General features: G+C 57.8%; 11 protein-coding genes. 1 reads left to right on the top strand and 10 read right to left on the bottom strand.

All coding sequences use genetic code 11. The annotated features are described in order from the left end of the window. Positions 1 to 2: 2 nt before the first annotated feature. From ACFSJC_RS05405 to map, 10 genes are all read right to left on the bottom strand, one after another. Entirely contained in the window at positions 3 to 1,589 is a 1,587-nt protein-coding gene (locus ACFSJC_RS05405) for a right-handed parallel beta-helix repeat-containing protein (protein WP_386024303.1), read from the bottom strand. Between the two features lie 249 nt (positions 1,590 to 1,838). Then, positions 1,839 to 2,597 carry a WecB/TagA/CpsF family glycosyltransferase gene (locus tag ACFSJC_RS05400; protein ID WP_386024300.1) on the bottom strand — a complete coding sequence of 253 codons (759 nt, stop codon included), beginning with the start codon at positions 2,595 to 2,597 and terminating at the stop codon, positions 1,839 to 1,841. 199 nt (positions 2,598 to 2,796) lie between these two features. After that, the gene (locus ACFSJC_RS05395; protein WP_386024297.1) at positions 2,797 to 3,924 is read right to left on the bottom strand and encodes a glycosyltransferase family 4 protein; all 1,128 of its coding nucleotides are present in this window, start codon (positions 3,922 to 3,924) and stop codon (positions 2,797 to 2,799) included. A 44-nt stretch (positions 3,925 to 3,968) separates the two neighbouring features. Next, positions 3,969 to 5,243, bottom strand: coding sequence for a glycosyltransferase family 4 protein (locus ACFSJC_RS05390; RefSeq protein WP_386024294.1), 1,275 nt, complete (start codon positions 5,241 to 5,243; stop codon positions 3,969 to 3,971). A gap of 17 nt (positions 5,244 to 5,260) precedes the next feature. After that, entirely contained in the window at positions 5,261 to 6,175 is a 915-nt protein-coding gene (locus ACFSJC_RS05385; protein ID WP_386024291.1) for a class I SAM-dependent methyltransferase, read from the bottom strand. Then, entirely contained in the window at positions 6,172 to 7,599 is a 1,428-nt protein-coding gene (locus ACFSJC_RS05380) for an O-antigen ligase family protein (protein ID WP_386024288.1), read from the bottom strand. Before ACFSJC_RS05380 ends, ACFSJC_RS05385 begins: the two co-directional genes overlap by 4 nt. A gap of 11 nt (positions 7,600 to 7,610) precedes the next feature. Continuing rightward, positions 7,611 to 9,821 carry a glycosyltransferase gene (locus tag ACFSJC_RS05375; protein ID WP_386024285.1) on the bottom strand — a complete coding sequence of 737 codons (2,211 nt, stop codon included), beginning with the start codon at positions 9,819 to 9,821 and terminating at the stop codon, positions 7,611 to 7,613. A gap of 17 nt (positions 9,822 to 9,838) precedes the next feature. Then, on the bottom strand, positions 9,839 to 10,678 hold the full coding sequence (locus tag ACFSJC_RS05370; protein ID WP_386024282.1) for a hypothetical protein: 840 nt from the start codon (positions 10,676 to 10,678) through the stop codon (positions 9,839 to 9,841). A 138-nt stretch (positions 10,679 to 10,816) separates the two neighbouring features. After that, positions 10,817 to 13,501, bottom strand: a complete 2,685-nt coding sequence (gene glnD / locus ACFSJC_RS05365) for a [protein-PII] uridylyltransferase (protein WP_386024279.1) — start codon at positions 13,499 to 13,501, stop codon at positions 10,817 to 10,819. After that, positions 13,498 to 14,358, bottom strand: coding sequence for a type I methionyl aminopeptidase (map, locus tag ACFSJC_RS05360; RefSeq protein ID WP_386024482.1), 861 nt, complete (start codon positions 14,356 to 14,358; stop codon positions 13,498 to 13,500). Before map ends, glnD begins: the two co-directional genes overlap by 4 nt. Before the next feature lie 360 nt (positions 14,359 to 14,718). Between map and rpsB the strand changes: the two genes are divergently transcribed. Then, on the top strand, positions 14,719 to 15,465 hold the full coding sequence (gene rpsB, locus ACFSJC_RS05355; protein WP_386024479.1) for a 30S ribosomal protein S2: 747 nt from the start codon (positions 14,719 to 14,721) through the stop codon (positions 15,463 to 15,465). The last annotated feature ends 92 nt before the right edge of the window (positions 15,466 to 15,557 follow it).

Below are 15,557 nucleotides of genomic sequence, written 5' to 3'. Positions count from 1 at the left end.
GATTATTCACTGGCCGATGTCTTTACCCTAAGCTCGGGTGGTTGGATCGATGCGCCCTTGTATTCGAATGCCCCAATATCTGGAGTGTCAATAATGGCATTGCCAAGATAATCGGATTTTAGACCAACATCTGCTCCAGCGTTTATGGCTGGGGAGCCGGCTAGAAGGGTATAATCTTTCGGGTTTGAATACGAGCCGCTAGCGTTTAGTGCCTTTGGATCAGCAACGATGTTGCTTTCGCTCATGGTGAAGTACAAGTCATTGTCTGTGTTTTTAAAAAGAAGGTTGTCTTCAAAGATAAGTTTTGATGCAGTTCCACCTTTGGACACTGCTGCTTGGCATCGTGTGATAATGTTGTTTTTGAATGCGCGGCTATATTCTTTGCCTGATAGGTTGAATCCTATTACGCCTGGTGCCCCTCCACAATCCACAGTGTTGTTGTAGAAATATTGGCCGGAACTATTGTCTGCTGAAATCACGGCGTTGCCGTAGGGGTTGATGATTATGTTGTTGTTTATTTGGACGTTGTTGCCGCTGACCGCTAATGCAGTCCAGCCGCCGGAGATATAATTTCCGCTGATGATCGCCTCGTCGCTTTGGATGTTCGCTGTCATTGATATGCCATGAGTCTGATCTTGGGCTGTGCTCATTAGTAGTTGATTGTTCATGATGCGAGCATTCGGAGATTCCACGCTCACGATCAAGGCTTGTTTCGCTTCTGTATTTGAGTGGTCGAATATATTATTATGGACATATAGGTTCGGGGCTCTTGCAACTTGTGTGCAGTCGCCTGTTACCAGCCCGTTTGTCGCGACATGATGAACGTAGTTGTTGCTGATCTCTGTATTTTCAGCTTTCCCTAGCCAAATACCATCGGCTGGAATATTGTAGATTTCATTTCCATCAATCAGGCAGTTATTGCAGGCGCCCCAAATTCCATCGGCTTCTGTCTTGTCGTTAAGATGGGCTGCGTCGTGCAGTTTTATTTTTGAAACAGTGATGTTCGAAACTTCTTCTTGAGTGCCCGTTGAGCCGAGTCGTAGTAGAAAGCGGTTATAGAGCGGCTCGCTGTCTACGCCGAAAACCTCCATGTTTTTGATTGTGATATATGAGCTTCCTTTGTCAATATAGATGCCAAATTGCCTTCCTGATGCGTTTAGGGAGGCTTGCGCCAAATCGCCTTCTTCGGAACAGTCTCCATCAACGACTGTCGGATTGCCTTCGGATCCGGATACGCCAAATAAAAATAGGAAGCTCGAAGTGCTCGCGTCAGCAGAGTTAAAAGACCCGCAGACCTTAAGTGTGTCTCCGCTATTAACAGAGATTGCCGCGAAGCCTGAAAATGCATTGCTGTAGGACGAGCCGTTTCCAGAGCCGTAGGGCCCCCCGGCTTTAGGGCGAACATATTTCGTCGCAGCATTTGCCGCTACGCTAGCTCCGAGGCATAAAATAGACATCGTCCACGCGGCGAGAAGTTTTCGTTTATATGCGGGGCGCGTTTTTTTATGGGATTTCCTGTTGCGCAAGATACTCAAAGAAACAAATAATTGAGTAAGCCAATTTTGCTCTCCGTCGATTCTTTTGTTCATCTCTATGAATACCCTATCGTGTCGCCTGGTGGGGCGGTGCTGTCATGATGTATTCGAGTCAATGAGGGAATCACTCGCTGTCTGCGACCAGTGAAGCCAGGCTGGGCTTGGCTTTCATCTCTTCTCCGTTGCGGGAGGTGTTTGGGCTCGTGACAAGGCTGGCGTGAGTCCTCGGTGTCGTTTAGACTAGAATACATGTATCTCTTTCTTGAAACTGTGAATGGACCAACAAAATCCAGGGCATGGATATCAACTAAAAGGCGAGCGGGAACGGAACTCGTTACGGATGACCGCTAGAACAAACGTCGGTGCCGATATCAGGGTACGGCGCCACAGGCGGTTCGGTTCGAGCGCTAGCCGGTAGGCCCACTCAAAGCCTAGGTTGCTGACCCAGTCGGGTGCCCTCGCCTTGGTCTCCGCGAAAAAATCGAACACGGCCCCAATGGATCCGATGACGGGAGCCTTTAGGTTTTTCCGATTGCTTTGAGCCCATTTCTCTTGTCTGGGCGCGGTCATCCCGATCCATAGTACGTCCGGTCGGGCGGTATTGATCTGCGCTAGCATTCGGCTGTTTTCTTCGTCCGTCCAGCTTCTAAATGGGGGCGCCAATGAGCCGCACAGGGTTAGGCGCGGAAAATCGGTTGCGAAGCGCCGGCCTATCGTCTCCAGGGTTTCCGGCGATGATCCAAAAAAAAAGACACGTCCTTCGCCTGAATCGTTCAGCCGTGTCATCAGCGCGCGAAAGTAGTCATCGCCTGTGATGCGTGGTCCTACGTTGATGCGGGCGATGCGAGCCATCAGGCATAGACCCGCGCCATCGGCGACGACTTGATCTGCGTTTTGAAGGGCCTCCCGAAATGTATCGTCTTTCTGCGCGACCATGACCGAATGCGGATTTGCGCAAGCAAAAACAACGCTAGGTCTTGTCCCGTGAATGGCCTCAAGGGATTCATCGATCAGTGCGCCCAGGGGGCGCTCGGAAATGGGGATGGAGAGAATTTCGCCCATAAGCTCTTTATCTTTTTGGCTTTACAGGGTTTTTGATGATCGCGGGACTTGGCTTGTGATCTCATCGTGCCTAATCGCCCAGACGCTCCCCCACCAGGGGGAGCGTCTGGGGGAGGGGCTGAGCGATTACCATGGTGCCTTTCGATCGAGCGGCGCATATTTCTTTGCAAACACCAGCATGAACATCTGTAGCCAGTGCTCAAGAATCAAGTCTGCGGCGACTGATCGATGCATAGATGGATCGGAGCTGCCCGAGATTTCTGTGAGCTGTGTACCGAGTGTCGAACAGGTTTCGGATCTGGTCTCTCGTCTTTGGATTGCTAGAGGCATTTGCCGAAGCTTGACGCACTGCTGAGATCAGCGAGTCGGAGACGTCGGGCGTAAAGGTTACGCATCCAGGAACGTTGCTGACGATTTCTTCTAGGCTCCCAATCGACGAGGCGACGACAGGGGTGCCGCACGCGAACGCCTCCAATAGGATCATTGGAAACCCTTCATACCACCGCGATGGCATGATCAAGAGACTTGCGCCTCCAATCAGTCGCAAGACGTCTTGGTAATGTTGAAATCCTAGAAATTCGACGGGTAGGTCGTGCAGGCGTGACTGCTGTTGAAGCTCGGCGCGCAACTCTCCGTCACCAGCCACCTTCAATCTCAAGTCGCGCAGCCCTTTCCAGGCCGTTAACAGCAGGTCTACCCCTTTCTCGCGTGTCAGTCTACCGACGAACAGTGCGTAACCGCCATTCCCTGTGCCTTGATCCGGTGGTTTCGCCAGAAAATTGGGTTTGACCACGATCTTGTGTTCGGGAATACCGCCTTTGACAAGGCAGGTCCTCTGAAATTGAGTCAAGGCGATATAGCGGTCCACGTTGTTTCGGTAAGAACCGACAAGCCGATTGAATTGCAGGGTAAGGGCAAGCGAGAAGGTTGCCGCGAAGGACTGTCGGTAGCAGCGATGGATCAGTGCTGGGAGCAGTGTTGTGCCGACGCAGTCCTCGCAAGGGCGGTCATTGCGCATCAATAAGGCGCCGGGGCAGATCAGACGAAAGTTGTGCAGCGTCTGAACGACGGGCACGCTATGTTTGCGGCAGACGGCGTACACGCTCGGCGACATCTGAGGAAAGGTGTTGTGGAAATGGGCAACATCCGGGCGCGTTGTTTCGATCAACTCCGACAGGCGGCGCGCCGCATCGAAAGACCATACCGTTGATAGTCCGATCTTGAGCCGCGAGGCGATGTCCTCGATCTCGATGTCGTCGTTGTGCAGCTCAAATGGAATCACTTCAATGCCGCTGGACTCCAGAAGGTTACGCTCATTGCGGTACATCACATCCTCTCCGCTGGGGGCTGAGGTGCGATAGAAACAATGTCCTAGAAGCACGCGCATGAAGTCGGATTCCCAGGGGTAGATTCGGAGCGAACGGTTTGGTCCGGTGGGGTGTCATCCAACTGTCCGGCTGCGATGTTGTCGCGTAAACAGCGTGTAATGCCGGTCGCATAGTGTGCGACCATGCGTTCCAGGGTCAGCGTTCGGCCGCTTTCCAGGCAGGCGCTCCGCACGTTGGCAGAACGCTCGCCACCCTCCAGAAACGCGCAGACCGCAGCCGCGTAGACAGTTACGTCAGGGGGCGTCATGTAACCGTTTTCGCCTGGCTTGAGATAGGCGATCTCCGGGCTATGAGGGGAATCATCCAGGGTGAACAGCGGTAGGCCGGTGGCGAAGCTGTCGATGATCACCAGTCCCACCAAGCCCGGCATCAGGAATGCCTGGCCGAGTCTGTAGTAAATGGCCCGATCCGCTCCGAAGAGGGGGCCGAGGTAACGCAACCAGGGATGCGTCCGGGCGGCTCTGTCGATCCGTTCCCGCTCGGGGCCGTCGCCGATGATCAGCAGCCGGAAATCCGGCAGACGGGCATGGATTGCCGCTCCGGCCTGGATCAAGAAGTCGAGCCGCTTATCGGGATAGAGTCCGCCGCTGTACAGGCAGATTCGGTCGTTAGGCCTGAGTTCCAAACGGCGTCGTGCCGTTGCCTGCTCGGCAGGGGTCACGGCAGCCAAATCCCGGCGTAGCGTCCCCGTATCCAGGGTGTTGTTGACGATGGTGATTCGCTCTGGTGGGAAGCCCGCTTCACGCACCAAGCGGGCGCTGAGCCTTGTGTAGGCGAACCACCAGTCGACTCGGGTAATGAGCCTGCGTTTGATTTGCTCCGAGAGTGAGTCGGGGTGAGCCGCTTGGCGGTTGCTGCCGTGTCCCCAGAAGGCGACTAGTGGGCGAGCGCGCAAGGCCCGACGTAGCATCAGCCAATGATTCAGCAACAGTGCGTTGGCTTGCTCGATGATGACGAGATCAGCGTCCTCGATCAGGTTCAGGCAGGGCTGCCAGACTGGCTTGACCGGTCCGAGCGGCAGATAGCGGTTCTGTACGCGAATGGCCCAAGGCGCGATCAGATCCACTGTTCGCGGGATCTGTCCGGGGAGTTCCTGGCCGTAAGCCAGGCGCATATCGATGTTTTCGTCGAGCAAGCGAAGACGTAATTCACTGAAAAACGCAACACGGTAATGGGGGAGAACACGCTGAACGATGACGACCTTCCGCATGGGGAAATGGCTCAGGGAAATGAAGGTGTCGGCAGGGGCGGTGGCCATGGTGGCAGTGCGGGTGCTCAGCCTGCGATATAGGGGTTTTCGGGAAGTCGGATCAGGTCGTATCCCGCATCGGTCAGGCTGGTTGCCAGCGGTTCGGCAGGTACCTCCTTGAAAAGAATGGCGGCCAGCAGTCCATGTTCGCCAATGCCAACTCGGCAGAGCGCGTCCTGAATGCCGATCATCGATTTCACCCGGCGCTGAATGGGGCCGCGAGTGGTGAGTCGCTCATACTCCGCACCCTTGAAATAAGCGCTATTGAAGCCCTTGAAGGCGACCATTCGGAGATTGATGCCAAGGGCGACCTTCTCCATCTCACGGCGTGAAATGCTGTAGACGTAATTCCCCGAGTCCTCGAAATTGTGCTTCGCGGCGGGGCGCCCCAGGAGTTGCTTGACGGTATTCTTTAAAGCCGCGAAAAACGCGCTCGTGGGTTTGGCGCCAACATACAGATCCTGTGGTTCTAGTAGACAAACCGCTTTTTTGGTAACCCTCAGCATCTCGTAAAGTGCCAACATGGGGCGTGGGAAATGATGGTAGGCCTCCTTGCAGAAGACATAATCGAAGCTCGCGTCGTCAAAGGACAGGGCCTCTGCGTTTTCCACGGCATAGTCCCGAATGAGTCCACGCTCTTGCGCCTCTTTCAGCAGCGTTTCGGAGATATCGGTCGCCAGGGCGTGACCGTCATGCTCCAGAATGTACGTGGCGTCCTTGCCAAAGCGTCCGTCGCCCACGGTCAGCCAAGCGGCTTCGGGATCCTGGGTGAGAATAGGGTCCAGCGCGCCATAGAGCCGCTCGTGTAGCCAGGCATCGACGGTATCGCGTGCGAGCCAAGTCTGCGCGTGTTCCGCCAGGGTTCCTCCGGCTGCGTGCTCGCGGAAATGGTCGGCATGCCGTTCGTAACTCTTGTCCTGAAATGACGAGTTGTTGCTCATGGGTGTCTGTGTGATCGGGTTGGGCGTCGATGGCTAGGTTCAAGCTGCCGTGGGATGGTGCGGTGGGACGCCGTGTCGGTGGTGGATGATTGGACCACCCGGCGATAGATGAGATCGAAGTACAGCAGCAGGATCAGCATCCATATTGGGTGCGTGTCGCGCGCAAGCGATGCCTCGGCGATGTTGTGGAGCAGAACCGCAGCGATCAGTGCCAAATAACAGACGGCTGCTCGATAATCCGTTTTGCGAAAGCGCCAAGCGGCGAGGCTGACCTGAGCCATCAATGCCAGGGTCAGGAATGCGCCAGCTACCCCGCTTCTAACCAGCAGGTCCAAATAGCCGCTATGGAATTGTCCGGCGGCGGAGGTCACATGATGCAATGCCTTCAGCACGGACAGGTTGGAGTCGAAGCTCCAGCCGAACCAGGGGCGTTGATTGATCAGCTCCAAGGCAACGGCCCAGAGTTCGGTGCGGCCGGTCAGGTTTGTGCTGCGGCCCAGGGCGTGCAGAAATCCTGCGTAACTCAACAGCTCAGGTTTCAGTACCAGCACCCAAAGTACCAGCAGCAGTGCCAGGCCTAATATGGCCGCGAGGCGGACCACTCGTTTGCTCGTGCTTGCGTTTTGCAATGGGGCGAACGTGAATATCAGACCTGAAAGCAACAGCGCTGCGAGCAGCGATGTTTTGCTGCCGGTGCCGATGAGGGTCAGCCAGCTTAGGGGCAAGAGCGCCCAGCGCACCAAGCGGGCCTTGGGATGTGAGGAGGTCTGGAGCACCGTCATGGCGAGCCAAATTTCGCAGAGAGCGGCAACCGCCAGTGAATTGGCATTGCCCAGTACACCGATCCACCGACCGTCGAATCCGATGCTGAGACCCGGTAACGTAAGGCAGACTGCCGCTGAAACGAGGAGGGCCGGACTGTTCAAGAGTGCGAGCCAGGTGTAGAGCGCAGACAGCCGAGCATTGAAATAGCGAACGGCCGCGATAGACACCAGCATCATGCCGACCATGTGACCGAAATTGATGATGACTTTTTCGGGGTAGTGGGACCAGAGTGCGGACGCGAGTGCAAGTCCAAGCAAGAGCGCGTAGGGAAGGCTCTGGAAGAGGATTTTGAATCCTGTGTCGGCATGCCGGAGAAACAGGTAAAGGGCGAGTAGGTAGGCTGGGCCGCGAAGCAGGGTGATCGTATAGTCGTAACCGGATGCCGCTTGAGCAGCGGCAGACGCGGCGTTTGCCAGGGCGTATTCGTCCACCTCTTGCAATTGCCAAGACAGAGGCATGCGAAGGGTCAGCTGAGGCGCCACCACGAACAGCACCAATGGCATGAGGTAGACGAAGCCAACCTTGGTGGTGTTATCGGCGCGGGAGGGTGAGGCGGCGAGCGCTTGGGCGGGGGCTCCGGTGCCATTATTCGATAGCATGCCCCGGCCTTTTATCGCGCGATATGTAGTGCATATTGGTAATGCTCCATCATAAGTAAGGCTCGGGATTGCCAGGAGAGTTCGGCAGCTCGTGCGATGGCTCCAGCCGAGAGCCGCTCTACCAGCCCCGGCTCGTGTGCTAGACGTAGGATGGCGGCAGTGAAGCCGGCAATGCTGATCTCAGGGTTGCGCAAAGGCACCGTGAGGGCACATTCGTCATTGACGGTAGTACCGAATCCGCAAGCATCGTGACAAACAATCGGTAGCCCGCTTTGCAGGGCTTCTAGGATCACCGCTGGCGTTCCCTCTTGTAAGCTGGTGAAGAGCAGGGCATCACTATCCGCCATGATATCCAGAGCCTTGGCGTGTTCGACCATGCCGTGCCAACGGCAGTGCGAGGCGATGCCTAGATGCTGCGCAAGCTCTTTCCAAGTCGTTTCGGTCATCCCGGATCCGACAATGTCAAGCTGAATATTGGCGCCTGCAGCTAGAGCCCTCTGCATCGCTTTCAGCCCCAGTGGCAAGGCTTTGCGACCAACAAATAAGCCGCACCAAACTAGCTTTAGGGGTGTTTGGGTGGAGCGGGACGGGCGTGCAGTGGTCAGTTGTGAGGTTGTGCCTTGCTCGTTTAAAAGTACCGATTCGAGGCCGTGAGTGCGCCGCAGCGCCGTTTGATCCTCTCGGGTTGCCGCCAGGATTACGTCCGCTGCCCGTACCGCTTTGCGAACCCTGCCGCTGGTGCGCATCTGAATGGCGTTTAATACGTTGCGAACGCTGTAGTGGATCGCGCTGTGTCGATCCAGAGAGGGAATGTATCGCCACGGCATTTGGGCATGGCCACCGACCGGTCCCCAAACAAAGGGGATAGGTAGTTTCCAGAGATATCCGGGCTCTCGGTAGCCAATCATATTGAGCTGATGGGCGAGGTCGAAACCAATCTCACGATGTAGATCTACCGCCTTACGGTACGCTGCCCATTGCCAATCGCGATAGCTGAGGTAGTAAAAGTGCGACCATAGCCGTTCACCATAACGATGGCGAGGGATGCCGATAATCTGGATCCGGCCTTGCAACTCAGGATGCCGCGCGATCCCTTTCTTGAGTGCCGGCACGGAGCGGTTTTCCTCCGTCAGCACCCAGAGGTCAGCGTGCAACGCCAAGTGCCGGATCCAATTCCAACCCATGCCTGCTTCTGAGCCTATATCCGGATCGCATGCGTAGGCAGAGACTAGGATCCTGAGGCGCCGGGCTGCGCTTGATCCTGTCGGTGCTTGGCGGGAGGGGGTGGCTAGCGAAAACGGCTCGGCCTGTTCCTTGCTGGCTAGCTCGTTGCTTGGTCTGTTTGCAAGGCCGATGGTCTTGGTCGCTTTGATTCGCGACCACAACCCTGGTAGCAGGAACCGACCAAATAGCTTTGCGAGCGTGAGTGGCCAGAGTGGGCCGCCGTGTTTGCTGACGAATCGGAGGTACTCCAGAGGCGGGGTTCCTTTGGGGCTGTTGAGGCTTTTCCAGCGATCGGCCAGCGAGTGGGTCGAATCGAGCCAGGCTGGTTCGGTCGTATTGAGTTGGCACTCCGCCACGTACTCGCCCGTCGCCCACAGTTGGCAGCCGGCGGCGCGCGCTCGGAGGCCATAGTCGAAATCACCCATGCCATGGGTAAATGCCGTGGAAAGGTTGCCTACCTTTTGGAACACTGCGCGAGGAATGAGTGCGAAATTGCCATTGAGGGTGTCGCAGCGTTTGGGAAATCCTTCCGGGGTCAGAAGCTCAGAGCGCATCCGCCAACCGTCTCGCGTCCAGCTCATGCCGCCGTAGCTGGGCCTGAGCGAGAGCGGATCACGAATGGATCCGACGATGTAGCACGCTTCGTTCGAGTGTCCCTCTAAGGAAGCGTGGAGATCGAACGCATGCTTGAGGGCCGACGGTAGGAGCCAGGTGTCATCGTTGAGCCAGAGGTAAAAGTCGTAATCTCCCTTGGCGGCCGCTGCCCAGGCGAGGCGCATGCCCCCACACCAGAATTGCATGCCGTCGCCTTCTATGATGCGCACATGCGAAAAAGTTGAGCGGACCGCAGAGGCGGTGCCATCCGTGGAGGCGTCGTCCACCAGATAGACATCAAGGATTTCGGGCTTCCATTCCTGTTCAAATAACCGTTTTAGACACTCAAGGGTTGTCGCCTTGCGATTGTGACACGCCATGATGACTGCGGTTTTTCGGCTCATGACTGGATTCTTATGCCCTATTGTTTTCCAGTTGGCGTTCGGGATCGAGCGAGTTGGGCATATAGGTGCGTGACGACTCTTCTGGCCCTGGCTCGCCAGGGGATCATCAGTCGTTGCCAAAGGCTAGGTTGGTAGAAGCCTCGTTGGGAATAATCGACCTTGAGACTGTGGTGCTCGAACAAGTCGCATACTGCAGCAGCATTCCATTGTCCGCGAATGATGCCTGTGGGGCGGTAGGGGATAGGGTATCGGTCTTTAGCGTTGAATTCTTCGAGGCTTTGGCAGAGAAAAGGTGCGCCAATAGAGTAGGAGCGGAGATTACCCTTGCGCTCTAGATCCCAGGCGCTCTCGCCTTCCATTAAGAGTCCGCGCAGCGCTGCCTTCTCCCATAGCCCCGCCTGCAGGCTCAGGTGGTAACTTGCCTTGGGATTGATTTCCCACAGTAGTGGATGCAGTTTTGAGGGGTAATGACCGGCGTTTCGGTCGAGCTCCATGAGTCTGACGTGAGGAACTCGCGCGGAATCCATTACTTGAGTGAATTCCTCGATCAGGTCCTGCTCCACTGGCGCGTTGAGAAAATAATCCTCTTGGAGATAAAGTACGTAGCGTGATTCGATTCCGTCGAGGCAGCGAGCCAAGCAATCACTCCAAGGGATGCGTTTTTTGTCTTGCCAGCCTTCTGCCACTCGGCTGGTGCGAAGGTCTAATCCTGGAAAGTTGAAATCCTTAGATTCGGTATTCAGTACGATCGGGTAGGGGCAGTTCGGCCAATAATGGGTGAAGAGGTGAAAGAAGGGTGTCCAACAATCGGCAAAGCTGTCGGTTGAATTAACGAGAACGGTGAGGTCGGCTTGCATTGGCGTTTTACTGGAGTATTTGCAGTGTTGTGTCCCCCTCGGCTTTTTGCTCTCCAAGGGAGTGAGTCCATACTACCTGATTCGCCTTCTGCTTGGCCTTGTTTCAATCTGCGGCGGCTGCGCTTGGATGGTTGGCGATTAGCTGTTGCGAGCCTGCGTTTCAAGCCTTTCATAAATCTCCCGTCTCAGACAGGCCAACGCCGTTTCACAGGTGATCGGCGTGTCATCCTCGCTGGTGATGAAAAAGACGTCATCGACCTCTGCGCCTACGGTGGCGATCTTGGCATTCTGTAATCTGATGCCGCACTGCTGGAAAACGGCACCGACCTCGGCGAGTAGGCCGGGGCGGTCGAGTGTGGTGAGCCGCATGATGGTGCGATGGTTGGGGTCGTCGCACGAGAAACTGATGCGGGTCTCGATGGGAAAGTGGCGCAGTCGTCTGGGGACGGCGCGGGCGACGCGGATGTGGCCGTCGCCTTCTTCGGCGATGTTGTGCGCGAGTGTGGCGCGGATTTCTTCCATGCGAAGCGTGTCATCCACCGGCTCTCCGTCCTGGTCGAGGATCTGGTAGCTGTTGACGGCCATGCCGTCGTCGGTGGTCATGACGCGGGCATCCATGATGTCGAGGCCCATTTGGTCGAGCGTGGCGGTGGTGAGGGCGAAGAGGTTGGAGCGGTCGCGGGTGTAGATGAAGATTTCGGTTCCGCCGCGCGCGGTGATCGGGCGGATGACCACCAGCGGTTCTTGTGACGTATCGACGGCGAGGATCTGGCGGGTCTGCCAGGCGATTTCGTCCGGTGAGTTGTGTAGGAAGAAGTCCAGGCTGAATTTGAGCCAGAGCGTGCCGCAGGCGCTGGGGTCGCCGCCGTAGCGTGCCACCAGTCGTATGCTCTCGGCCTGTTTCTGGCTGATGAGTTCGTCCTGGGCCTGGGGGTTGTCGAGTCCGCGCAGCAGGGCGCGCCGGGTCGCGTAATAGAGCTCGCGCAGCAGGGCGTCGATCCAGCTGTTCCAGCGTTCGGGATTGGTGGCTCGGGCGTCGGCGACGGTGAGCAGATAGAGATAGTCGAGCCGATTGGGGTCGCCGATCAGTTCGGCGAACGACTGAACCACCTCTGGATCGCTGATGTCCTTGCGCTGGGCGGTCATAGACATCACCAGATGGTTTTCGACCAGCCAGGCCACCAGTCGGCTGTCGAATTCGCTGAGGCCGTGCAGTCGGCAGAAATCCCAGGCGTCGCGCGCGCCCAGGGTCGAGTGGTCGCCGCCGCGGCCCTTGGCGATGTCGTGGAAGAGTCCGCCCAGATAGAGGAGTTCCAGCTTGGGGATGCGGCGTCCGACTGCGCTGCACAGTGGGAATTCGTCGTCGTGCTTGGGGATGGTGAAGCGGCGCAGGTTGCGCACCAGCGTCAGGGTGTGCTCGTCTACCGTGTAGACGTGCAGCAGGTCGTACTGCATGCGTCCGACGATGTTGGCAAAGGCTGGGATGTAGGCGGCGAGCACGCCGTAGCGGTTCATGCGACGGATGGCGTGAGTCAGCCCGTGCGGTTCGCGCAGGATCTCCATGAACAGGCTGCGTGCGCGCAGGTCGGCGCGGAAGTCGTCGTCGATGCGGTGGCGGTTCTCGCGGATCAGTCGGATGGTGCTCGCGCGCACGCCGTCCAGCTCGGGCCGGGTCTGGAGGATGTGGAAGACCTCCAGGAGCGCGATGGGGTAGCGTCGGAAGACGCTCGGCGAGGTGACTTCGAGATAGCCGCTGCGCGATTGGAAGCGTTTGTTGATCGGCGTCGGTGGACCGATGTCGTCGTGCAGTAGGATGGCCTCGCGAAAGAGCTGGAGCAGCATCTCGTTGAGCCGGTTGAGCTCCTGCACGGTCCGATAGTACTGCTGCATGAACTGCTCGACCGCGAGGTTGTTCGCGCCGTCGCGGAATCCGAATTGCTGGGCGAGGGTCCGTTGATAATCGAACAGCAGCCGATCCTCGCGTCGTCCGGTCAGTCGGTGCAGCGAGAAGCGGATGCGCCACAGCAGGGTTTGGCCGCCGATGAGGGCTTGGTGCTCGTGTTCGGTGAGAAAGCCATGCCCGACCAGGTCATGAAGGGTTTCTGCGTCGAAGTGGCGCTTGGCGACCCAGCCGATCATCTGGATGTCGCGCAGCCCGCCTGGGTTTTCCTTGATGTTGGGTTCCAGGTTGTAGGCTGTCTCGCCATATTTCTGCCAGCGTGCCTGTTGCTCGGTGGTCTTGGCGGCGAAGAAATGCTCGCTGCTCCAGATTCGATCCGGGCCGGTTGCGATGCGCATTTCTTGGAAGAGCGATTCGTTACCGCTCAGCAGTCGCGCCTCCAGCAGATTGGTAATGACGGTGACGTCACTCGTGGCCTCGTGAACGCATTCGGCGACGGTGCGCACGCTGTGGCCCACCTCCAGACCGATGTCCCAGAAAAAGGTGATGAGGTGTTCGAGCGGTTGGGCGAGCTGTGCCTCCGAGTCGGGTGCGACGAGGATGAGAATGTCGACGTCGGAGGCTGGCTGCAATTCCTGTCGGCCGTAACCGCCGACGGCGACCAGCGCGGCGGATTCCTGGTGGGGGCCGAGGTGGTGATCCCATGCCTCGCGCAGCACCGTGTCGATGAGTTGGCTGCGCTGCTCGACGAGCACGGCTATGGGGATGCCGAGATCGAATTGGTGATAGAGATCGTTGCACCCGGATTTGAGTCGGGATTTGAAGGACGAAATCGTTGGGGTAGGGCGGGTCGTCGCGTTTGGCGCCATGCTCGACTGCATCTGTGTCCGTGCGAGACCGGCGGTCCCCGTGTCTTCCTTCATGACTGTGCCGGCGGGGCGTCGTCGCGCTCTTCCGCGCGTAATGTCAGGATCTCGTATCCGTCCTCCGTCACCAGTACGGTGTGCTCCCATTGTGCAGAGAGACTGCGGTCCTTGGTGACCACGGTCCAGCCGTCGGGCAGGATCTTGATGAAACGCTTGCCGGCGTTGACCATGGGTTCGACCGTAAAGCACATGCCCGGTCGGAGCACGAGCCCCTCGCCCGGCTTGCCGTAGTGCAGTACCTGGGGATCCTCGTGGAACTCGCGCCCGATGCCGTGTCCGCAATATTCTCGGACGACCGAGTAGCCTTGCGCCTCGACGAACTTCTGGATGGTGTGGCCGATGTCGCCGAGCGTGGCGCCCGGGCGGATGACCCCGATGCCGAGCATCATGGCCTGCTGCGTGACGGTCACTAGGCGGCGGGCGAGGATCGATGGCTCGCCGACGAAGAACATCTTGCTGGTATCGCCGTGATAGCCGTCTTTGATCACCGTGATGTCGACATTCATCACGTCGCCCTTCTTCAGGCGCTTGTCGCTCGGGATTCCGTGGCAGACCTGATGGTTGAGGGAGGTGCAGATCGACTTGGGATAGCCCCGGTAGTTGAGCGGGGCAGGGATCGCCCCCTGCACTTCGGTGATGTAGTGGTGGCAGATCTGGTCGAGCTCTTCGGTGGTGACGCCCGGTTTGATATGAGGGGCGATCATATCGAGTACGTCCGCCGCGAGTCGGCAGGCGACGCGCATCTTTTCGATCGCTTCTGGGGTCTTGATCTTTACGCTCATCTTGTCGGTTGAGGCGTCCACAACGCTCCGTATCGAATCTCGTCTGCGTGAAGGGCGATTGCCCGTATCCAATCGGCTATGGTATAAAACGCGGCGCGCTGCCGCAATGAAGCTTCGGTTGCCCCAACCAAAGATGGGGTGCGTTGCGTCCGGCGCCAAGCGAAAAACTTTGGTTTTTCGCTTTTTTGTGTCGGCTGTCCTCGGCGCGCATGTTGCCCGCGTGCCCTCTCATCGCCCCGTCGTTGCCCGATTTTCAAAGATTGCGGGTGCTCGAGGGGGTGACGATGTGCATGTTCCGTCGAGTTTCGAACCATGTCCACACACGTATCGGCACATGCGACTGGGTGCCCGGCGATCCGGGTTGTCGCGTGGGATGCGTGGAGGTCCAACCCAACTTTACTATCAGGAAGCAAGACCTTGAGCGAAGTCACGATGCGCCAGATGCTGGAGGCCGGTGTTCATTTCGGCCACCAGACCCGTTACTGGAACCCCAAGATGGCCACCTTCATCTTCGGGCACCGCAACAAGATTCATATCGTCAACCTGGAGAAGACCCTTCCGCTCTACCAGGAGGCGGTCAATTTCATGGGGACCATGACCGCCAACGGCGGCAAGATCCTCTTCGTCGGCACCAAGCGCGCCGCGCGCGATGCCATCAAGGAAGAGGCTGCCCGCTGTGGCATGCCGTACGTCAATCACCGCTGGCTTGGCGGTATGCTGACCAATTTCAAGACCATCCGCCAGTCCGTCAAGCGACTGAAGGAGCTGGAAGCGATGTTCGAGAGCGGCACCATCGAGCGCTTCAACAAGAAGGAAGCACTCGGTCTGTCGCGCGAGCGTGCCAAGCTGGAGCAGAGCATGGGTGGCATCAAGGACATGGACGGTCTGCCGGACGCCATGTTCGTGATCGACGTCGGTCATGAGAAAATCGCCGTGACCGAGGCCAACAAGCTGGGTATCCCCGTTATCGGCGTCGTCGATACCAACAACGACCCGAGCAGTGTGGACTACGTCATTCCCGGCAACGATGACGCCATCCGCGCCGTGCGCCTCTATATCTCGGGTGCTGCCGATGCCATCCTCGATGGGCGCAACACGGCGGCCGCGATGGCTGGCCGTACCGCAGACGTGATCGAAAGCGCTGCTGTCGAGGAAGCGGACGGCGCCCCCGAGGCCTGACGCTGCACCGGCGCGCCAAGGCGCGCCGCTTCGAGTTGCTGACCGGCCCTGGCGCCCTTTGGGGCTCCGGGGCCGCCGTCACAAGCAAAGAA

The sequence above is a fragment of the Thiorhodococcus fuscus genome, from assembly GCF_042682685.1.
Lineage (GTDB): Bacteria > Pseudomonadota > Gammaproteobacteria > Chromatiales > Chromatiaceae > Imhoffiella > Imhoffiella fuscus.
The sequence above is the reverse complement of the archived record's forward strand: the minus strand, read 5'-3'. Positions and strand labels throughout refer to the sequence as shown.